The following is a 20,033-nucleotide window of genomic DNA, read 5'->3' as shown; positions in this document are numbered from 1 at the left end:
CCTGCGGATCGAACGCCGCCCGGCCTACTTCTGCAGCACCGACAGGTCCTGGTCCGCCTCCGGTACCGCCACCGTTCCCCGGTCGTCCGGGAGGGTCTGGATCGTGAAGCCCGGGACGCCGTCCTCCGTGGCCGCCAGGGTCCGGGACGCGTAGACCGGGCCGCCGGAGACCGGCTCGATCGTCAGCGCGTACGTGCCCTTCCCACCGCTCGGGGCCGGGGCCTCGATGTTCTGGGTCGTGCCCGCCTTGATCGTGTACGTCTTCGAGACGGCCGTACCGCCGTCGCTGCCCACCGACGCGGTGACCTTGACCTTCGCGGCGCGGCCGGGTGCGACCACGGAGAGCGTGGTGCCCTTGGCACTGTTGTCGGCGGCCGACGCGCGCGTGCCGACCGGGCGGGTGGCGGGGATGAACGCCGTCTCCTGTTTCGACCCCTTGCCGCGTACGACCCGCAGCGCCGCGACCACCGGCACGGAACGGTCGGTGGGGGTCAGGATCAGTGAGCCGGCCTCGCCGCGGGTGACGTCGCCGAGGTCGACCGCGGTGGTCATGCCCGCCTTGACGTGCAGGGTCTCGTTGCCGGCCGGGGTGATCTGCCCGGACGGCGAGGAGAGCCGCACCTTCAGGTCGGCGTCGGAGTCGCCGGGGGTGAAGGCGACCAGGCGCACGGCGGTGGCGTCCTTGGGGATGCCGGGCAGGACCAGGCTGCCCGTCGGGTCGGTGGACGCGGCCAGCCAGTCGCCGCCGAGCTTGTCGTCCAGGGCCTGTACGGCGGCGCCCACGCGTCCGCTGCGGACGTTCACATGGACGGTGAGGTTCTCCTGCTTCTCGTCCGTGAGCGTGGACAGCAGGACCGGCTCGCTGGAGTGCGGCCGGACCGTGATGCCCTCCCCCACCGCGGACTCCAGGGCGCCGTCCTTGCCGTAGAGCTCGATGTCGACGACGGCGGCGGAGTCGTCGGGGTTGGTCAGGTGCACGTAGTCGGTGCGGTCGGCGGCCGTGCTGGCGCCCGGGAACCAGAACTCCGTGTCCGGCGCGGTGCAGTTGACGCCCTGGAGACCGCGGCCGGTGCCCGCGGCGACCTCGGTGGTCTCCTGGACGGTCCAGCCCGGCGCGAACTTCCCTTCGGCGGTCCCGACGAGCGCGGGCGCGTCGCCCCCCGAGGCGTCCCCGGTGACCGGAGTGCCGGGCTCCTTCGGTGTCAGGACCGGCTTGTCGGCCTTCTTCTTCCCCTCGCTCCCGCCGTCCGCCGACTGCTCCGTGGCGGACTGGAGTTCGGCCTTGCCGTCGCTCTCGGTCCCCTTCGTGACCGGAGTGAAGGACGTGTACGACGTGTCGGCGAGGTCGGAGAGGCTGGGCGCCGGGCAGAGCAGGCTGGTGCGCTCCACGGGCAGGACGGCCGCCGCCTCGGCGGTGTTCGTGCCGGCGGCGTCCGGCGTGGTCAGCACGGCGAATCCGGTGACGGCGGCGAGCGCGGCGGTGCCGGCGATCAGGGACAGGGTGGTGCGGTTCACTGCTGACTCCCGTCGGGGCGCTCACTGCCGTTGCCCTGCGGGGGCGGCTGCGTCGGGTCGTACGCCGGGTCGTAGCCCTGCTGGTCGTACTGCCGGCCGTAGCCCTGCTCGTACGGTGCCTGCTCGGGCCGGCCGCCGTACGCGTACGGGTCGTACTGGCCGCCCTGGTACGGGTCCGCCTGGTACGGCTGCTGGTCGTAGCCGCCCGGCGGGTACTGCTGCTGGGCGTCCTGGTACTGCCCGCCGTAGCCGTCGGCGTACTCGGTGCCCGCGTAGCTCGGGGTGTCCCTCCCCCAGCCTCGATCATCCTCGCCCGGGGGGACCCCCATGCCGTAGGACTGCTGCTGGGGGACGGCGGGGGCCTCCTCCGGAGGAGGGGGCGGGAACTCCTCGGGCCTGCCGCCCTCTTCGGCCTCGGCCTCTGCCTGGGCGCGCAGGCGGCGGGCGCGGCGGCCCTCGCCTGCGACGGCCTGGGCGGGGACGGCCGGCTCCTCGGGAAGGTCGTCGTCGACGTCGCGACGGCGGCCGGGCAGGGCCAGGACGACGAGGACGACGGCGAGCGCGCCCTGGGCCCACAGCCAGGCGGTGTGGGTGATCGGGTCGTCGAAGGTGACGTCCAGCTTGCCGCCGGAGGCAGGGAGTTCGAAGCCCTGGGCCCAGCCGTCGACCGTGGTGCGGGTGAGCGGGCTGCCGTCCAGCGTGGCCGTCCAGCCCTCGGCGGCGGTGTCGGCGAGGCGCAGGACGCGTCCCTCCGCGCCGGACGGGATGGTGGTGTGGATCTCGACGGGGCCGGCGGCGACGGGCTGCGGAACACCCGACTCGGGGACGACCGTGGCGCGCGCGACCTCCTGGTCGACCCGCCACAGGCCGCTGCCGTCCTGCTGGCTGAGCCGGGACAGGCCGGGTGTGGCGTCCAGGATGCGCGTGACCTCGCGGGGCGCGCCCTTGTGGACCAGGACGTAGCGCACGGCGAACTTGCCGAGCTGGTCGGCCTGGTCGGCGCCGGAACCGGCCACGAGGTTGGCGACGATCTTGTCGAGGCTGCTGTTCTCACCGTCGGCCGCGGCCAGTTCGGCGTCACCGAGGCGGGCGCCGGAGCCGCGCACCAGCATGTAGCCGACGTGGGCGGCGGAGTCGCTGTCGAGGACGAGGGTGCGTGCCTGGTCGCGGGTGCCGCTCTCCTCGGCGACGAACGCGGGCACCTGCACCGGGTCGCGGCGCTCCAGCGGTCCGTCGGCGCCGCCGAGCATCCAGCCGGCGGCGACGAGCAGCGGGCCCGCGGCCGAGGCGAAGGCGATCAGGGCGGCGACCGGCTGACGCCAGCCGAAGCTCTGCTCGGCCACGCGCGACCGTGCCCCGTCGGCGCCGAGGGCGGCGGCGACGAGGAGGGCGAGGCCGTAGACGAGGGTCGCGGGGCCGGCCCAGGTGGAGCCGTTGGACAGGACGGCGAAGACGAGGCCCACCAGGGCGGCGGCCCAGGCGGTCCAGATGCCGAACTGCCGCTCTGAGCGCAACAGGGCGGCGAGCGCGGCCAGGACGACGCCGATCAGCATCAGCCCGCTGACCGTGCCGGGGCCGCCGGGGCTGATGCCGAGCAGGTCGAGGGCGGAGGCCGTCGAGGCGCCGTAGTCCAGGCCGGCTTCCTGGAAGAAGCCGAACGGGAGGAGGGACAGCGACCAGGGGGCGAGGATCAGCAGGGGCGTGCCGAGCTGGGTCAAGAAGCGCAGGCCGTAGGCGGTGATCTCGGCGCGGCGCACGGCCAGCAGGCCGATGCCGAGGATCAGCGCGATGGGCCACACGATCGGCGTGAACGCCGTGGTGATGGTCAGCAGCAGGGCGTACGCCCAGGTGGCGCGCCAGCTGCCCCGCGTGCCCGAGCTGTGCGCCAGGCCGCTGGCCGCGATGCCCGCGCGCGCCATGAGCGGCAGCAGGATGGCCAGGACGGCGGTGCCGATGCGGCCGCCGGCGAGGGCACCGGTGGCGGCGGGCAGGAAGGCGTAGACGACGGCCGCCCACGCGCGCAGGAGGCGCGACTCGACGAGCGGACGGGAGGCGAAGTAGGCGGCGAACCCGGCCAGCGGCACCGAGCAGACCAGCAGGACGGTGACCGCGAGGCCGGTCGAGCCGAACAGCACGGAGGCGAACATCGCGACGAGCGCGAGGTACGGCGGCGCGGCAGGGGTGCCGCCGACGCCCACCGCGTGCCAGGCGTCCAGGTAACGCGACCACAGCTCGCTCGAGTCGGCCGGGGCGGGCAGCAGGGCGCCGCCCGCGAGCGCGCCGCCGCCGAGGAGGGCCCGGCAGGCGACCAGGGAGACCAGCAGCAGCACCAGGAAGAGCACCGGGCCGGGCTTGCGGGCGATGCGCTTGAGGCGGACGAACTGCTCGACCTCCAGGAAGTCGGCGTCGTCGCCGCCCGGACCGGACTCGACCGCGCCGCCGTGCCGGCCCGCCCCGGAGGTCACCTCTGGGTCGGAGCTGCCGAAGAGGCTGCTCGCGGCCTGCTCGACCGTGGCGCGGACGGTCGCGCCCGGTGGCGGGAACAGCGGCCGCATCTCGTCCTTGTCGACGGCCGCTCGGCCGCGCCTGCGGCGCCCGGCGAGGATCCGCTCGGGCCGCAGCAGGGTGCCCACCAGGCCGCGGATCTCGTCGACGGCCTGACCGGGGACCTTGCCGACGAGATAGGCGACGGTCCGCAACAGGGTGCCCAGGAGCAGCCGCACCAGCACCCAGGGCAGCAGGGCCGCACGCGTGTTGACGAGCAGGGTGTAGACGGCGCCGGCCTTGTCGACCTTGTGCGGGGAGGCGGTGGTGCGGCCCGCGCAGTCGACGGCGCGGCGCTCGCGCGAGGCGGCCTCGGCGTGCCGTACGACGGCTTCCGGGGCGATCAGGACGCGGTATCCGGCCGCGTGCGCCCGCCAGCACAGGTCGACGTCGTCGCGCATCAGGGGCAGCCGGCGGTCGAAGCCGCCGAGCTGCTCGAAGACGTCGCGGCGGATCAGCATGCCGGCGGTGGACACGGACAGCACCGACCGGACGTGGTCGTGCTGGCCCTGGTCCTGTTCGCGGCGGTCCAGGCCGGTCCAGCGGCGGCCGGAGTGGGCGATGCTGACGCCTACCTCCAGCAGCTGCCGCCGGTCGTACCAGCCGCGGAGCTTGGGGCCCACGACCGCCACGTCGTCCCGGCCCAGGTCGTACTCGGTCTCCACGACCCGCAGCAGCTGGGCCAGGGCGTCGGGTTCGGGGGCGCAGTCGTCGTGCAGCAGCCACAGCCACTGCACCGGCTCTCCGTGCGGGAGCTCCGGCATGTCGTAGGCGTCGTCGCGCCAGGTGCGCGTGACGGGGTCCCAGCCGCTGGGCCGCTTCAGGTACGGCAGCTCGTCCGGAGTGAGGACGGGCGCGGTGCGGCCCGCCTCCTCGACGGCCTGGCCGAAGCCGGTACGCCGGGCGAGGTGCAGCACGCGGTCGGCGCCGAGGACGTCGGTGACCAGCTGGGCGGAGTCGTCCGCGCTGCCGGTGTCGGCGCCCATGGCGAACTGCACCGGGCGCTCCTGGCCGAGCAGTCCGGCGAGCGCGTCGGGCAGCCAGCGGGCGCCGTCGTGGGAGACGAGGACCGCCGTCACCACGTGACGCGGAAACTCAGGGGTGGCAGCGGTGTCTTGCTGGGCTGCCGTGTGGCTGTGCACGGACATCGAGGTACGGGCCCCGGTTCGGTGGACTGCGGTGGACGCCTGTGCCCCGAGGGGGCAGCGGGGCGTCTCGGACGAGCGCCCACACTATCGGCTGGGCATGTCGACGGCCCGCCGCCTGTGGATAACTCACCTGCGACGGGCCGTTCGCACCGTGTTCCTGGGCGGACTCGGGCCATGGCCCTCGACTCAGACCGCCGCCTTCTTCAGTCTGCGGCGCTCGCGCTCGGACAGGCCGCCCCAGATTCCGAAGCGTTCGTCGTTGGCGAGGGCGTACTCGAGGCACTCGGAGCGGACCTCGCAGGAGAGGCAGACCTTCTTCGCCTCGCGGGTGGAGCCGCCCTTCTCGGGGAAGAAGGACTCGGGGTCGGTCTGGGCGCACAGCGCGCGCTCCTGCCAGCCGAGTTCCTCGTCCGCGTCGTCGACCAGCAGTTGCTGCACCGTCTCGGTCATGTGCGCCCCTCGTCTGTCTTTCGCGTCCCCGTGATGTAGCCGTACCGATTTCGGCTGAACGACACGAGTGAAATTACAAGTGTGCTGCTCCGGGCGAGTCAAGCCGAGATCTGCTATTGGGCCCCTTATTCACTCTGCGGAACCAAGGTCTAGCAGAAAGTGTTCAAATCGGCCTAAACCTTGACAAGCAGAGGAGACCCCTCGAGGGGCGCCGCTCCCGCACCGGCTTTTGGGGCCTGCACAGAGAAGGACGCCCACCAGTTCGATCTCGTTCCGAGGCTCGTGCGCCTGGCTGTGCGCCATGTGTCCCGCCGATGCGTGCACAAACCTTTCACCTGAGAGATGAACCGGATGTGGTGAAACTCGTCCCACATACCGGGCGTCGAGTTGACAGTGAACGTGTGAACCGCTGTTCTTGTGGGCATGCTCGCGAACTTGGCACTCACCTCGACCCGCCCCGCGGGGTCCCTCGGTGCTGCCCACGCTCGCTGTAGCTGTTGTCGCTGTTCCAGCTGTTGAGCCAAGCGCGCTCCGGCTGCTTCTGAGTCCACCGCGACTCGGCTGCCTGTTCCCCACGCCCGGACCAGGGCACCTCTGTCCCCCGTGACCCGGGCGGACGGTACCTGACACCCAGTGCCCCCACACACTCCGCCGAGGAACCACCGCACACCATGAACAGCGACAGCGACCTCCAGATCGCCGGCGACATCCTCGAAGTCCCGCACCTGCTCCAGCCCGCGCGCGAGCACCCGGCCACCGTCGCCGAGTTCGTCGGGCTGTCCCGCTCCATCGCCGCCGACCGGGCCCAGTGGGAGCACCTCGTCCAGTACGACGCCACCACCCGCTGGTACCACCGGCTGCGCACCGGCCCCGGCTACGAGGTGTGGCTGCTGTCCTGGGTGCCCGGACAGGGCAGCGGACTGCACGACCACGGCCGCTCCTCCGGTGTCCTGACCGTGCTGGACGGAAAGCTGACCGAGCGGACCGGGCGGGGCACGCGCGCGTTGGCGGCGGGTGCCCAGCGGGTGTTCGCGCCGGGGTACGTGCACGAGGTGGTCAACGACACGCTGGAGCCGGCCATAAGCCTGCACGTCTACTACCCCGGCCTGACCGAGATGCAGATGCACGCGCCCCAGTGCTCGGCCCCGGCGACGTACGACGAGGTGGACGTCGTAACCGCCTGACGCGTTGTCGTACCGGCCTGCAAGACTTGCCCCCATGCGCATTGTGGTTCTGGCAGGCGGCATCGGTGGTGCCCGGTTCCTGCGCGGTCTGAAGCAGGCCGCGCCGGACGCGGACGTCACGGTCATCGGCAACACCGGGGACGACATCCACCTCTTCGGGCTGAAGGTCTGCCCGGACCTCGACACGGTGATGTACACGCTCGGCGGCGGCATCAACGAGGAACAGGGCTGGGGGCGGGCCGACGAGACCTTCCACCTCAAGGAGGAGCTCGCGGCGTACGGCGTCGGGCCCGAGTGGTTCGGGCTCGGCGACCGGGACTTCGCCACACACATCGTGCGGACGCAGATGATCGGCGCCGGGTATCCGCTGAGCGCGGTGACCGAGGCGCTGTGCGACCGGTGGAAGCCGGGCGTCCGGCTGATCCCCATGACCGACGACCGGGTCGAGACGCATGTCGCCGTCGAGGTCGACGGCGAGCGCAAGGCGGTCCACTTCCAGGAGTACTGGGTGCGGCTGCGGGCCTCCGTGCCGGCCGAGGCGATCGTGCCGGTGGGCGCGGAGCAGTCGAAGCCGGCGCCGGGCGTCCTGGAGGCGATCGCGGAGGCGGACGTCGTGCTGTTCCCGCCGTCCAACCCGGTCGTGTCCATCGGCACCATCCTCGCCGTGCCCGGCATCCGGGAGGCGATCGCTGACGCCGGAGTGCCGGTGGTCGGGCTGTCCCCCATCGTCGGGGACGCGCCCGTGCGCGGGATGGCCGACAAGGTGCTCGCGGCGGTGGGCGTGGAGTCGACGGCCGCGGCGGTCGCCGAGCACTACGGCTCGGGACTGCTGGACGGCTGGCTGGTCGACACCGTCGACGCCGGCGTCGTGGACCGGGTGAAGGCCGCCGGGATCCTGTGCCGGGCCGTGCCGCTGATGATGACCGACGTGGACGCGTCCGCGCAGATGGCGCGTGAGGCTCTGTTGCTGGCGGAGGAGGTGCGGGCGGTTTGAGCGGCGTGCCTGTCGACGGTTACCGGGTCTGGGCGGTGCCCGGACTGCCCGAGGTGCAGCAGGGGGACGATCTCGCCAAGCTGATCGCCGCCGCCGAGCCCGGCCTGGCGGACGGGGACGTGCTGCTCGTCACCTCCAAGATCGTGTCCAAGGCGGAGGGCCGGATCGTCGAGGCGGTGGACCGGGAGGCCGCGATCGACGCCGAGACCGTGCGGGTGGTGGCGCGGCGCGGTGCGCTGCGCATCGTCGAGAACCGGCAGGGGCTCGTGATGGCCGCCGCGGGGGTGGATGCCTCCAACACGCCGTCCGGGACGGTGCTGCTGCTCCCCGACGACCCGGACGCATCCGCGCGGGCGATCCGCGACGGGCTGCGGGACGCCCTCGGCGTCGATGTCGGGGTCGTCGTGACGGACACGTTCGGGCGGCCCTGGCGCACGGGGCTCACGGATGTCGCGATCGGCGCCGCCGGGGTGCACGTGCTGGACGATCTGCGCGGGGGCACGGACGCGTACGGCAATCCGCTCAGCGCGACGGTCGTGGCGACGGCGGACGAGCTGGCCGCGGCCGGTGACCTCGTCAAGGGCAAGGCCGCCGGGCTGCCCGTCGCCGTGGTGCGCGGGCTTTCCCACGTGCTGACCGAGGACCACGGCGAGGGGGCGCGGGCCATGGTGCGCGGCGCGCGCGACGACATGTTCCGGCTCGGGACCTCGGAGGCGGTACGGGAGGCGGTCACCCAGCGCCGTACCGTACGGGCCTTCACCGAGGAGCCCGTCGACCCGGGGGCCGTACGACGGGCCGTGGCCGCGGCGGTCACCGCGCCGGCGCCGCACCACACGACGCCGTGGCGGTTCGTGCTGCTGGAGTCGGCGGCCGCGAGGACCGGGCTGCTGGACGCCATGCGTGATGCCTGGGTCGCGGATCTGCGGCGGGACGGCAAGAGCGAGGAGTCGATCGCGAAACGGGTGCGGCGGGGGGATGTGCTGCGGAAGGCGCCGTACCTCGTGGTGCCGTGTCTGGTGATGGACGGGTCGCACAGGTACGGGGACGCGCGGCGGGACGCCGCCGAGCGGGAGATGTTCGTGGTCGCCACGGGGGCCGGTGTACAGAACTTCCTGGTCGCGCTGGCCGGGGAACGGCTGGGGTCGGCGTGGGTGTCGTCCACGATGTTCTGCCGGGAGGTCGTGCGGGAGGTGCTGGGGCTGCCGGAGGGGTGGGATCCGATGGGGGCCGTGGCGGTCGGGCATCCGGCGGAGGAGCCCCGGGCTCGGGCCGAGCGGGAGGCGGGGGCCTTCATCGAGGTGCGGTGAGCCTGGTCATACGGCCGCCGTGGCGTCGTACGGGGGCCTAGTCTCGTAGGGCAGTCAGGTTCGTGGGCCGCCTGGTGCCGTAGACCGCCTGGTGCCGTAGACCACCTGTGGTGCCGTAGGGCAGCCGAGCTCGTACGGCCACCTTGTGCCGTAAGGCACAGCCAGGCTTGTACGGCCGCCTGGTGCCGCAGGGCAGCAGGACACCTTCGAATTCTCCGGGACTTCATTCGTGGCAGGACGATTCGCTCCCCGGCCCACGCGTACGACTGTGCGCGGTGGGGAGGCCGGTGTACCCGCCGCGCGCGGGGCTTCGCGGCCTGTTTCCGCAACGGGGCTCGTGCGGACGTATGTGCCGGACGGGCCGCTCGATCTCGGGCTGGTGCTCGGGCCGCTCCGGCGGGGGCCGGGGGATCCGACGTTCCGGGCGACGCCGGACGGGTCCGTGTGGCGGGCCAGTCTCACGCCGGGCGGGCCCGGGACGCTGCGGGTCCGTGCGGTGGGCGGGGTCGTGCGCGGGGAGGCGTGGGGGCCGGGGGCCGAGTGGCTGCTGGAGCAGTTGCCGGGGATGTTGGGGGGCGAGGACGATCCGGCCGCGTTCACGCCTCGGCACCGGGTGGTGGCGGGGGCGTGGCATCGGCGGCCGGGGTTGCGGTTGACGCGGACCGGGCTGGTGCTGGAGTCGTTGATTCCGTCGATTCTCGAGCAGAAGGTCACGACCGATGAGGCGTATCGGGCGTGGCGGCTGCTGGTGCGGAAGTTCGGGGAGCCGGCGCCTGGGCCTGCGGGTTCGGGCGGGGGTGCGGGTTCGGGTTCGGGTTGGGGTGGGCGGCTTTGGGTGATGCCGGCGCCTCGGACGTGGGCGTTGATTCCGTCGTGGGAGTGGCATCGGGCCGGGGTGGACAACAAGCGGGCCTCGACGATCTTGCGGGCTGTTCGGGTTGCCGCGCGGCTGGAGGAGGCCGTGGGGATGGAGCCAGGGGCCGCGCAGGCCCGGTTGGAGGTCGTGCCGGGGGTGGGGCCGTGGACGTCGGCGGAGGTTGTTCAGCGCAGTCATGGGGCGGCGGATGCGGTGACGGTGGGGGATCTGCATCTGCCGGGGATCGTGGGATGGGCACTGGCCGGGGACCGCGACGCGGATGACGCGGTGATGTTGGAGTTGCTGGAGCCTTATGCCGGGCAGCGGCATCGGGCGGCTCGGTTGATCTTGTTGAGTGGGGGGGTTCCGGCGAGGCGGGCGCCGCGGATGCCCCGAGGGGACATCGGCCGGTTGTGACCTGAGCGGCGTCTCGGGGACCGTCCCTGGGGGCTCCGCCCCCAGACCCCCGCTCCTACGCCCACCCAGCCACCCGTCTCGGTCGGTCGAGAGGCGGACCTCGCCCGGGGTTGCCGCCCCCGGACCCCGCAACGCCAGACAGACCGACAGATACCACCGGCATCACGAGGGGCGCCCCCAGCGGGTGGGTGGGTGGCATGTGGACCGGCATCCCAAGAGGCAACCCGAACGCCGGGCGGAGTGACACCCGTTGGTCAGTGCCGGGACGGTGGCGGGGTTAGTGGGCCGAGGAGAAGCGGACCGGCCTCACAAGAGGCAACCCGAACACCGGGCGGAGTGAACCCCGTTGATCGGTGGCCGGGTGTTCGACGCCGGGCAGGCCCCGCCTGGCCGCCCGGCGTTGGTGGTGGAGTTACTGGTCCGAGGAGAAGCGGACCGCGCCTCGGGGGATTTGGGCGTCGCACCAGATGCGCATGCCGTCGCGGAGTTCGTTGTCGGGGCCGATGACCGCGCCGTCGCCGATGACCGTGCCGGTGAGGACGGAGCGTTCGCCCACGCGGGCCCGGGTGCCGATGAGGGAGTCGGTGATGACGGCGCCGGGTTCTATGACGGCGCCGGGGAGGATCGTGCTGCCGAAGACGCGGGCGCCTTCGGCGACGAAGGCGCCCTCGCCCACCACCGTGCCGCCCGCGAGTTTCGCGTCGGGGGCGACCCGTGCCGTCGGGAGGACGAGGCGGTCGCCGCAGCGGCCCGGGACGGCGGGGGACGGGGCGCGGCCCAGGACGAGGTCGGCGGAGCCGCGGACGAACGCGGCCGGGGTGCCGAGGTCCAGCCAGTACGTCGAGTCGACCATGCCCTGAAGGTGGGCCCCTGCCGCCAGGAGGTCCGGGAAGGTTTCCCGCTCCACCGAGACCGCGCGGCCTGTCGGGATCGTGTCGATCACCGAGCGGCGGAAGACGTACGCCCCCGCGTTGATCTGGTCGGTGACGATCTCCTCGGGGGTCTGCGGCTTCTCCAGGAACGCCAGGACCCTGCCCGTCCCGTCGGTCGGGACCAGACCGTAGGCGCGCGGGTCCGTGACCTGCGTGAGGTGGAGGGAGACGTCCGCGGCGGTCCTCTCGTGGGTCTCCACCAGTGCCCTGATGTCGAGGCCCGTCAGGATGTCGCCGTTGAACACGAGGACCGGGTCCTCGGGCGCGGAGTGCAGGCGGGAGGCGACGTTGCGGATCGCGCCGCCGGTGCCGAGGGGCTCGTCCTCGGTGACGTACTCGATGTGGAGCCCGAGGGAGGAGCCGTCGCCGAAGTACGGTTCGAAGACCTCTGCCAGGTAGGAGGTGGCGAGCACGATGTGGTCGACGCCCGCCGCTCTCGCTCTCGCCAGTTGGTGCGTGAGGAACGGGACCCCGGCCGCTCGGACCATGGGCTTCGGTGTGTGCACCGTGAGCGGGCGCAGCCGGGTGCCCTTGCCGCCGACCAGGAGTATCGCTTCTGTCACCTGTCGTCTCTGCTTCCTGCCGGGACCGCCCGAACTGTCTTTCGGCCGGCCAGTGTATGCAGACGTTGCGCGGTGCCTTCGACGGCCGTGCGGCGTTCCACCTCTTGCCCCCCGACGGCGGTGAATGTGTCCTACGGCCGGACAGACTCCGGTGGCGTCCGAACGGTTCCCGGGCAGGTCCGGCAGGTCCCGGCGCTACCGGCCCTGATAACGGGCCGCGGTCGAACGGGTCGTGCCGAGCTTGCGGTAGAGCCGATAGCCGGGGCAGGCCGTGGAGAAGCCGTCCCGGTGACCGGAGATCACATTCAGTCGTACTTTCTTTCCCTTGGGGTAGAGATTGCCACCGCCCGACTTCAGATATGTCTTGCCGCGTGGATTGGCGCCGTAGAGGCCGAGCTTCCACGCGGTGAGCCGGGCGAGGGCCTTCACCGCGGCGGCGGACGGCTTTTTGGTACCGAAGCTGCCGAGGACGGCGATCCCCATGCTGTTGGTGTTGAAACCCAGCGTGTGGGCACCCATGACCGGCTTCGCCGCGCCCCCGGCGCGCCCCTCGTAGATGTTTCCGCACTTGTCGACGAGGAAGTTGTAGCCGATGTCGCGCCAGCCCATGCTCAGGACGTGGTAGCGGTAGATACCACGGATGACGGAGGGGGCCTGCGCGCAGCGGTATCCGTTGCCGGACGCCGTGTGGTGCACGAAGGCCGCCTTGACCTTCTTCGTGTAGACGAAGGTCCTCTCCCGCAGACTCTCGTTCGCGCCCCAGCCGCGCCGGGTGACGATGCGCGGACGCGGGCCGATCTTCGGCTTCACTCGCTGCCCTTCGGCCAACTCGGTGGTCCGCGGGGTGAACAGCTGTCGCTCGGTCTCGTCGCGGGTCAGGGACGGGATCTCGGTGGCACCGAGGGGGGCGAGATCGGTGTTGGCGGCGGACGCGTCCGTGGCGGCCAGGGCCTGGGCGGGTTCGGCGGTCGGGATGTCGGCACGGGGAGCGCCGGCGGCATCGGCGGGGGCTGCCCGGGGCGGGTCGTCCGGGGCGCCCGGGTCGACGAGTTCGAGGCGCATACCGGTGGGGAGCGGGACGGCGGCCGTCGCCGTGCGGGGGCCGCGGGCGGTTTCCTCGACCCGGACGGCGCGGGGTTCGGCGTCCGCGCGGACGCGTACCTCCACGCCGTCCGAGCCCCCCACCCACAACGGTGCCGTCGCGCCGCGTACCCGGCCGGAGGTGCGCTCGGCGGAGTCCGGGTCGGCCGCGTGGTCGGAGTTGTGCGTCTCGAGGTGCTGCCAGCCGGACCAGGTGCCGGTGCCGGCCTCGCGGGTCCGGACCTGGACCTGGCCGTGGAGTTCGACGTCCGGGTCGTCCCAGACCACGCCGACGAGCGAGAAGGGCCGTACGTCCCGGCGGGTCAGGCCCTGTTCGGGGGGGAGGCCCCCGGCCCGGTCCTGGGTGAGCGGCACGAGGAGCAGCGACTGGGTGCTCCCCGTCGCTTCCGCGGTCGCCGCCGGTCTCGCGGTCGCCTTGGCCGGCGTGCTCACCGCCGGCGATCTCGCGGACAGGACAGCCGCCGTGGCCGGCAGGTTCGCCGCGGCCGCGGGCGGGGTCAGCGGAAGGGCCAGGGCGGCCGCACAGGTGACGCCGATCGAGGAAGCAAGGAATCCGTGCATGCCCCTGATCTTGGACATAGTCATACATATCTGTCCATCGGGGAATTGACGTGCCGTCGGGCCGCGTTCCGCCGAACCGGTGGTGAACCGGCGGCGACCCATGGCCCCTTCCGCCGGTGCGCGAGCGCGGGCCCGCGTACGCTTCTTCGGGTGAACGCCACCGACCGCACCCCTGCCGACCTGCTGCGTTCCGCGCTCGCCGCGGACCCCGGACGCCCGCTGGTGACCTTCTACGACGACGCCACGGGTGAACGTGTCGAATTGTCCGTGGCCACCTTCGCCAATTGGGTGGCCAAGACCTCCAACCTCCTCCAGGGCGACCTCGCCGCGGCGCCCGGCGACCGGGTCTCACTGCTGCTGCCCGCGCACTGGCAGACCGCGGTGTGGCTGCTGGCGTGTTCGTCGGTGGGCGTGATCGCCGACGTGGGCGGTGATCCGGCGGTGGCCGACGTGGTGGTGAGCGGGCCGGATTCGCTGGAGGCGGCGCGGGCGTGCTCCGGGGAGCGGGTCGCGTTGGCCCTACGGCCGCTCGGCGGGCGGTTTCCGCAGCCGCCGGCCGGATTCGCCGACTACGCCGTCGAGGTACCGGGGCAGGGGGACCGTTTCGCGCCGTTCGCACCGGTGGATCCCGATGAGCCGGCGCTGATCGTGGCCGGGCGGGAGTTCAGCGCGGCCGAGGTCGTCGAGCGGGCCGGGGCGGAGGCGACGGGGGTGGGGCTCACCGGGCCCGGATCCCGGCTGCTGTCGGGGCTGCCGTACGACACCTGGGAGGGCTTGAACGCCGGGCTGTACGCGCCGCTCGCCACCGGTGGGTCCGTGGTGCTGTGCCGGAACCTGGATCAGCTGGGCGAGGAGGCGCTGGCCAAGCGGATCGAGAGTGAGCGGGTCACGGCCACGGCCCGGTAGGCGACGGTCGCTCGACCGCGCCGACGTCGGTCCCGGCCTCACTGGAGGCTCCGCCCCTCCAGGCCCGCGACGCATGCCAACCCTGCCACCCGGCACGGTCGGGCGGTCGGGCGGTCGGGTGGGCGGTCGGGCGGTCGGGCGAAAGGTGACCGCCACCTGATAGCTCCGCCCGGAACCCCGCCTGCGCAACCCCGCCACCCGGCACGGCCGGTCGGCCACTCGGCCGGGCGGGCAGTCGAAAGGTGACCGCCACCTGATAGCTCCGCCCGGAACCCCGCCTGCGCAACCCCGCCACCCGACACGGTCGGGCAAGAGTGATCCTCGCCCCGAGCCGCCGCTCATCCCCCGTTCGGCCCCCTCCACCCACCCCCCGGCCCCTCATCCACGCCATGGTCGTAGGAGCAGCTCGCACGACACGCTCGTACGCCACATGACTCGTTCGCCATGAGGGGTGGATTCCGACGTGACCGACACCGCAGGCGCGCCCTCCGCGCCCTCCGGACCACTCGGGCCGGGGGCGGGGGCCTCGGCGACCGGCCGGGGGCTGATACGGCGGCGTCGGCGGCGGTGTGCGCGAGGGGCCGGGATCGCGGTCACGGTCCTGGTGCTGGCGGCCGGCGGAGCCGGGTGGGCCGTCTACGCGAAGCTGGACGGGAACATCACGTCGGACAACGCGGCGGCGGAGGAGTTGGCCCGGTACGAGAGGGACCGGCCCACCTCGCTGGTGCGGGGGGCGCAGAACATCCTGGTGATCGGATCGGACTCGCGGTCCGGGGACGGGAACCGGCGGTACGGGCGGGACTCGGGGACCGAGCGGTCCGACACCACCATCCTTTTGCATCTGGCCGCGGGTCGGGACCGTGCCACCGCGGTGTCGCTGCCCCGGGATCTCATGGTGGACGTGCCGAGTTGCGCACGGCGCGACGGCAGTCGTACCGAGCCCATGTTCGCGATGTTCAACTACGCCTTCCAGGTGGGGGGATCGGCCTGCACGATCCGGACCGTGGAGCGGCTGACGGACATCCGTGTGGACCATCATGTGGTCGTCGACTTCCACGGGTTCAAGGACATGGTCGACGCGGTCGACGGCGTCGAGGTGTGCCTGGCCGAGCCGATCCGGGACAAGGCGGCCAAGCTGAGGCTCCCGGCGGGGCGGGTGACGCTCGACGGCGAGCAGGCCCTCGGGTACGTGCGGGCCCGCAAGACGCTGGGCAACGGCAGCGACACCGACCGGATGGACCGTCAGCAGCGGTTCCTCGGGGCGTTGGTCAACAAGGTGCAGAGCAATGACGTCCTGCTGAATCCGGTGAAGCTCTATCCGGTGCTGGACGCGGCCACTTCCGCACTCACGACCGACCCTGATCTGGCGAGCCTGCGCGGCTTGTACGAACTCGTGCGCGGGCTGCGCGACATCCCCACCGAACGTGTGCAATTCCTTACGGTTCCGAGGGAGTCGTACGTCTACAACGCCAATCGCGACCAGCTTGTGGAACCCGAGGCGGAAAGACTGTTCGAACGGCTTCGCTCGGACGCGCCCGTGGAGGTGGCACGGAACGCACCTCGGGGCTCGGCGGAATCGACGGAGTCGACGACCAAAAGCCGCAATTCAGCCGAGAATGACGGGAAAAGCGGCGAGAGCGGCGACAAGGAGAGGGGCGAGGGGGTGGGCGGTGAGCAGTACGACGAGCCCGCTGCCGTCAATTCCCCCGCGCCGACGTTCCGGGGGAACACGGCGGCCGAGGACACGTGCGAGTAAAGCATTTGTCAAGGTGGCGAACTACCGACCGAGCAAATGGGCGTATTGCCCGGTTGTAGGGAAGTGGAATTAATCACCGGCGTCGCTCGGAGGCGAACAAGGCGGTTAGTGTGAGCGACCCGGTGCATCCGGCCAGAGGTCCGTCCTGGGGTCGAGCACTGTGTGACCGAGACCCGAGCGCCTTTGGAGGGGAAAGGCGCCGCGTGGCCCCGACGGAGGGTTCAGACAACCGTGGACGCGCAAGGCCGTGGGCGGGCGGACGACATCGACCCCGCAGACCAGTGGGTACTCAACCCGAGCACCGGCGAATACGAACTGCGACTGACCCCTTCCGCACCGCAATCACCGCGGGCGGCCGTTCCCGGTCCCCGTAGATCGGTCACCGACAGAGCGGGCGCCTCGCCGCGCGGTCGTACGGCGGCCCCAGCGGCTCCCGCGACCCCCGGCCGCGAGGTGCCGCCGCCGCGCAGACGGCGGGGCGTGCCCGAGGAGCCGCTGCCGGGGCGGCGCGGGCGCCGGCCGGTGAAGAAGAAGTCCAAGGCGAAGAAGACCCTGCTGTGGACCGGCGGCACGATGGCACTCGTACTGGTGGCCGCGGCGGGCGCCGGGTACCTCTACATCGAGCACCTGAACGGCAACATCACGTCCGTCGCCGACGACGGCGCGAGCACCGGTGGCTTCCAGAAGGACAAGGCCATCAACATCCTGGTGATCGGCACGGACAAGCGCACCGGCTCGGGCAACGAGGGCTACGGCGACTCCGGCAGCGTCGGCCACGCGGACACCACGATCCTGCTGCACGTCTCCAAGGACCGCTCCAACGCGACCGCGCTGAGCATCCCGCGTGACCTGATCGTCGACATACCGGACTGCCCGACCACGCAGAAGGACGGCTCGCAGGAGGTCATCAAGGCCACGACCGACGTCCGTTTCAACACCAGCCTGGGCCAGGACGACCGTACGCCCAGCTGCACCATGCGGACGGTCACCGAGCTGACCGGGATCACCCCCGACAACTTCATCGTCGCCGACTTCAACGCGGTCAAGACACTGACCACGGCGGTCGGCGGGGTCGACGTGTGTCTCGCCAAGGACATCAAGGACCCGGACTCGCACCTCGACCTGAAGAAGGGGACGCAGCACATCTCGGGCGAGACGGCGCTCGCGTTCGTACGCACCCGGCACGCGGTCGGCTTCGGCGGCGACCTGAGCCGGATCACGCTGCAGCAGCAGTTCCTCAGCGCGCTGATGCGCAAGCTGAAGTCCAACGACACACTGACCAGCCCGTCGAAGATGATCAAGCTGGCCGAGGCGGGAACGAAGGCGCTGACCGTCGACTCCCAGCTGGACAGCATCAACAAGCTGAAGGACCTGGGTCTGGAGCTGGGCAAGCTCAACGTCAAGAACCTGACGTTCACCACGGTTCCGGTGATCGACAACCCGGCGGAGAAGGTCAAGGCGACGGTCGTCCTCAACGAGTCCACGGCCCCTCAGGTCTTCGACATGATCAAGAACGACGTGTCGTTCACCGAGGTCAAGGCGCAGAAGAAGAAGGAAGCCGCCGCGGTCGCCGCCCGTCTCAAGGGGACGAAGGCGGACGCCTCCCAGGTGCGGGTGCGCATCCTCAACGGCGGTGCGGCGGCCGGCAGCGCGCAGACCGAGCTCGAGTACCTGCAGAACGAAGAGGGCGTGCTCAAATCGGAGAACGCGGGCAACGCGGGTACCGAGCTGAGCAAGACCACGCTCGAGTACGCTCCCGATCAGGCCGACCAGGCGCGCCGGCTGGCCGCCATCATGGGCCTTTCCGGTTCGGCGATGAAGCCGGGCAAGAGCGTGACCAACTCCCAGGGTCTGCCGACGATGACCCTGACCCTGGGCAAGGACTTCAAGGGCGCGGGTGAGTCGCTCACCACTCCGACGAAGGCGCCGGAGGGGGTTCAGCAGTCCACCGCGGACAAGGTCGAGTGCGCCAAGTGACCTGACGGGCCTGCCTTACGTCTGACTGGGCGAAGAGGCAGGCCCGTTCGATGGCGCGAGGGTGGGGAGACAGGGGATGACGCACAGCAGTGTGCACGGGGAGGGGACGCGACCGGGCGTCCGGCACGCGAGTGGGGCGGGGCGGGAGGACGGCCGTCGTGGGGACGACGGCGACGGCTCCGGCAGACCCGGCGGTTCCTCGGGGGGCGGGCACGGCGGGCGGCGCAGCCGACGCCGGGCCAAGGCCAAGCACCGGGTGCTCCGATGGTCCGCGACGACCCTCGCGGTGCTGATACTGGGGACGGCCGGCGCCGGTTACCTCTACTACCAGCACCTCAACGGCAACATCGAGAAGGGCGAGCGCAGCGGCGGCGACTCCAAGGCGCGCAGGACCGAGCCGAACGCCGACGGGCAGACGCCGCTGAACATCCTGCTGCTCGGCTCGGACAGCCGTGCGTCCGACGCGAACGTGGCGCTCGGCGGCGGCAAGGACAGCCGGGGCAACCCGCCGCTGGCCGACGTGCAGATGCTCATCCACCTCTCCGCGGACCGCAAGAGCGCCGCGGTGGTGAGCATTCCGCGTGACACCCGGGTCGACATCCCGGCGTGCAAGGACCCCGACACCGGCAAGACGTACCCGGCGACCAACGAGATCATCAACACGACGCTGGGCCGCGGCGGAGCCGGCTGCACGCTGACCACCTGGGAGAACCTCACCGGGATCTACATCGACCACTGGATGACGATCGACTTCGCGGGCGTGGTGAGCATGGCGGACGCCATCGGAGGCGTCGAGGTCTGTGTGAACCAGAACGTGTGGGACCACCCGCTCCCGGGCGTGCCCGGCGGCTCCGGCCTGAAGATGAAGGCCGGCTCGAAGAAGGTCGAGGGCAAGCAGGCCCTGGAGTGGCTGCGCACCCGACACGCCTGGGGCAGCGACCCGCTGCGGGCCCGGGCCCAGCACATGTACATGAACTCGATGATCCGCACGCTGAAGGACCAGAACGTCTTCACCGACGGCGGCCGGCTCATGGACCTGGCCGAGGCGGCCACCAACTCCCTGAAGGTTTCCGAGGAGATCGGCACGGTCAAGGAGCTCTACGACCTCGGCATGCAGCTCAAGACGGTGCCCACGGACCGCATCACGATGACGACGATGCCGACCATCGAGGACAACGAGAACGAGAACCACCTGCTGCCGGACGGGGCCGACGCCGAGAAGATGTGGGCGATGCTCCGCGACGACGTGCCCTTCGACGACAAGGGCGAGACGGGCGGCAAGGGCGACAAGGGCGCGAAGACTGACGCCGAGACGGCGAGCACGGCCGGCGCCGCCAAGACCAGCGACGACCCCGCCGCGGCGAAGGACCAGATCGGCGTCCTGGTGCAGAACGCCACGACGTCCACCACTCTCGGCCCGGTCAGCGGCCGGGCGGGCGAGATCGCCCAGGCACTCGTGGGCAAGGGGTTCGCCAAGGCGACGAAGGACACCTCGACAGCGCTCACCGAGGCGCGGACCGTCGTCCGCTATCCGAGCGCCGAACTGGCGGGCGACGCCCAGGCGGTGGCCAAGTCCCTGGAGATTCCGGTGAGTTCGGTGCAGAAGTCGACGGACGTCTCCGGTGTCACCGTCGTCGTCGGCGCCGACTGGCGTTCGGGCACGGCCTATCCGAAGCAGAAGACGCCGGAGGCCGGGGACCTGCCGGGCAACGCCGACGCCCTCAACGGCTCGGAGACCGGGAAGTGCATGGACGTGTACAAGCCGTACCGTTGGTAGCGCCCCGCGATGGTCAAAGAAAGCGGGGAAAGTTCACTCGCCGCC

13 protein-coding genes are annotated in these 20,033 nt (G+C 71.8%); 8 read left to right on the top strand and 5 right to left on the bottom strand.

Annotated elements, in window-relative coordinates; genetic code table 11:
- Positions 1 to 24: 24 nt before the first annotated feature.
- The 3 genes from ACFWWR_RS25410 to ACFWWR_RS25400 all read right to left on the bottom strand — a co-directional run bounded on the left by ACFWWR_RS25410 (position 25) and on the right by ACFWWR_RS25400 (position 5,657).
- Positions 25 to 1,515 carry a DUF5719 family protein gene (locus tag ACFWWR_RS25410; protein ID WP_384305448.1) on the bottom strand — a complete coding sequence of 497 codons (1,491 nt, stop codon included), beginning with the start codon at positions 1,513 to 1,515 and terminating at the stop codon, positions 25 to 27.
- Positions 1,512 to 5,207, bottom strand: coding sequence for a glycosyltransferase (locus ACFWWR_RS25405; RefSeq protein ID WP_384305445.1), 3,696 nt, complete (start codon positions 5,205 to 5,207; stop codon positions 1,512 to 1,514). The genes ACFWWR_RS25410 and ACFWWR_RS25405 overlap by 4 nt, the downstream gene beginning before the upstream one ends.
- A 186-nt stretch (positions 5,208 to 5,393) precedes the next feature.
- Positions 5,394 to 5,657 (bottom strand): WhiB family transcriptional regulator, encoded by a 264-nt coding sequence (locus ACFWWR_RS25400; protein WP_020137941.1) that lies wholly within the window; start codon positions 5,655 to 5,657, stop codon positions 5,394 to 5,396.
- A 671-nt stretch (positions 5,658 to 6,328) separates the two neighbouring features.
- Here ACFWWR_RS25400 and ACFWWR_RS25395 point away from each other — a divergent pair.
- The 4 genes from ACFWWR_RS25395 (at position 6,329) to ACFWWR_RS25380 (ending at position 10,415) form a co-directional block, all read left to right on the top strand.
- Positions 6,329 to 6,841 (top strand): cysteine dioxygenase, encoded by a 513-nt coding sequence (locus tag ACFWWR_RS25395; protein ID WP_383858504.1) that lies wholly within the window; start codon positions 6,329 to 6,331, stop codon positions 6,839 to 6,841.
- Between the two features lie 34 nt (positions 6,842 to 6,875).
- Positions 6,876 to 7,835 carry a 2-phospho-L-lactate transferase gene (gene cofD, locus ACFWWR_RS25390; RefSeq protein ID WP_383858507.1) on the top strand — a complete coding sequence of 320 codons (960 nt, stop codon included), beginning with the start codon at positions 6,876 to 6,878 and terminating at the stop codon, positions 7,833 to 7,835.
- Positions 7,832 to 9,142, top strand: a complete 1,311-nt coding sequence (locus ACFWWR_RS25385) for a coenzyme F420-0:L-glutamate ligase (protein ID WP_383858510.1) — start codon at positions 7,832 to 7,834, stop codon at positions 9,140 to 9,142. The genes cofD and ACFWWR_RS25385 overlap by 4 nt, the downstream gene beginning before the upstream one ends.
- A gap of 229 nt (positions 9,143 to 9,371) precedes the next feature.
- Positions 9,372 to 10,415: a DNA-3-methyladenine glycosylase family protein gene (locus ACFWWR_RS25380; protein ID WP_384305443.1), complete on the top strand. Its 1,044-nt coding sequence runs from the start codon at positions 9,372 to 9,374 to the stop codon at positions 10,413 to 10,415.
- Positions 10,416 to 10,827: 412 nt separating this feature from the next.
- On the opposite strand, the gene ACFWWR_RS25375 is transcribed toward ACFWWR_RS25380, so the two are convergent.
- Positions 10,828 to 11,910 (bottom strand): sugar phosphate nucleotidyltransferase, encoded by a 1,083-nt coding sequence (locus ACFWWR_RS25375; RefSeq protein ID WP_383858516.1) that lies wholly within the window; start codon positions 11,908 to 11,910, stop codon positions 10,828 to 10,830.
- A 195-nt stretch (positions 11,911 to 12,105) separates the two neighbouring features.
- Entirely contained in the window at positions 12,106 to 13,596 is a 1,491-nt protein-coding gene (locus ACFWWR_RS25370; protein WP_384305440.1) for a peptidoglycan recognition protein, read from the bottom strand.
- A 126-nt stretch (positions 13,597 to 13,722) separates the two neighbouring features.
- Between ACFWWR_RS25370 and ACFWWR_RS25365 the strand changes: the two genes are divergently transcribed.
- From ACFWWR_RS25365 to ACFWWR_RS25350, 4 genes are all read left to right on the top strand, one after another.
- On the top strand, positions 13,723 to 14,478 hold the full coding sequence (locus ACFWWR_RS25365; RefSeq protein ID WP_383858522.1) for a TIGR03089 family protein: 756 nt from the start codon (positions 13,723 to 13,725) through the stop codon (positions 14,476 to 14,478).
- Between the two features lie 463 nt (positions 14,479 to 14,941).
- Positions 14,942 to 16,234 (top strand): LCP family protein, encoded by a 1,293-nt coding sequence (locus tag ACFWWR_RS25360; protein ID WP_383858524.1) that lies wholly within the window; start codon positions 14,942 to 14,944, stop codon positions 16,232 to 16,234.
- 231 nt (positions 16,235 to 16,465) lie between these two features.
- The gene (locus tag ACFWWR_RS25355; RefSeq protein ID WP_383858527.1) at positions 16,466 to 18,211 is read left to right on the top strand and encodes an LCP family protein; all 1,746 of its coding nucleotides are present in this window, start codon (positions 16,466 to 16,468) and stop codon (positions 18,209 to 18,211) included.
- Positions 18,212 to 18,287: 76 nt separating this feature from the next.
- On the top strand, positions 18,288 to 19,988 hold the full coding sequence (locus tag ACFWWR_RS25350) for an LCP family protein (RefSeq protein ID WP_384305438.1): 1,701 nt from the start codon (positions 18,288 to 18,290) through the stop codon (positions 19,986 to 19,988).
- Positions 19,989 to 20,033 lie beyond the last annotated feature (45 nt).

It is taken from the genome of Streptomyces sp. NPDC058678 (assembly GCF_042714835.1).
In the GTDB taxonomy this organism is placed as follows: domain Bacteria; phylum Actinomycetota; class Actinomycetes; order Streptomycetales; family Streptomycetaceae; genus Streptomyces.
This window is presented reverse-complemented; position numbering and strand designations above follow the sequence as displayed.

Coding starts and splice junctions, on each gene's coding strand:
- ACFWWR_RS25405 (WP_384305445.1), bottom strand. CDS start 5,207: ATGTCCGTGCACAGCCACACGGCAGCCCAGCAAGACACCGCTGCCACC.
- ACFWWR_RS25350 (WP_384305438.1), top strand. CDS start 18,288: ATGACGCACAGCAGTGTGCACGGGGAGGGGACGCGACCGGGCGTCCGG.
- ACFWWR_RS25400 (WP_020137941.1), bottom strand. CDS start 5,657: ATGACCGAGACGGTGCAGCAACTGCTGGTCGACGACGCGGACGAGGAA.
- ACFWWR_RS25370 (WP_384305440.1), bottom strand. CDS start 13,596: ATGACTATGTCCAAGATCAGGGGCATGCACGGATTCCTTGCTTCCTCG.
- cofD (WP_383858507.1), top strand. CDS start 6,876: ATGCGCATTGTGGTTCTGGCAGGCGGCATCGGTGGTGCCCGGTTCCTG.
- ACFWWR_RS25395 (WP_383858504.1), top strand. CDS start 6,329: ATGAACAGCGACAGCGACCTCCAGATCGCCGGCGACATCCTCGAAGTC.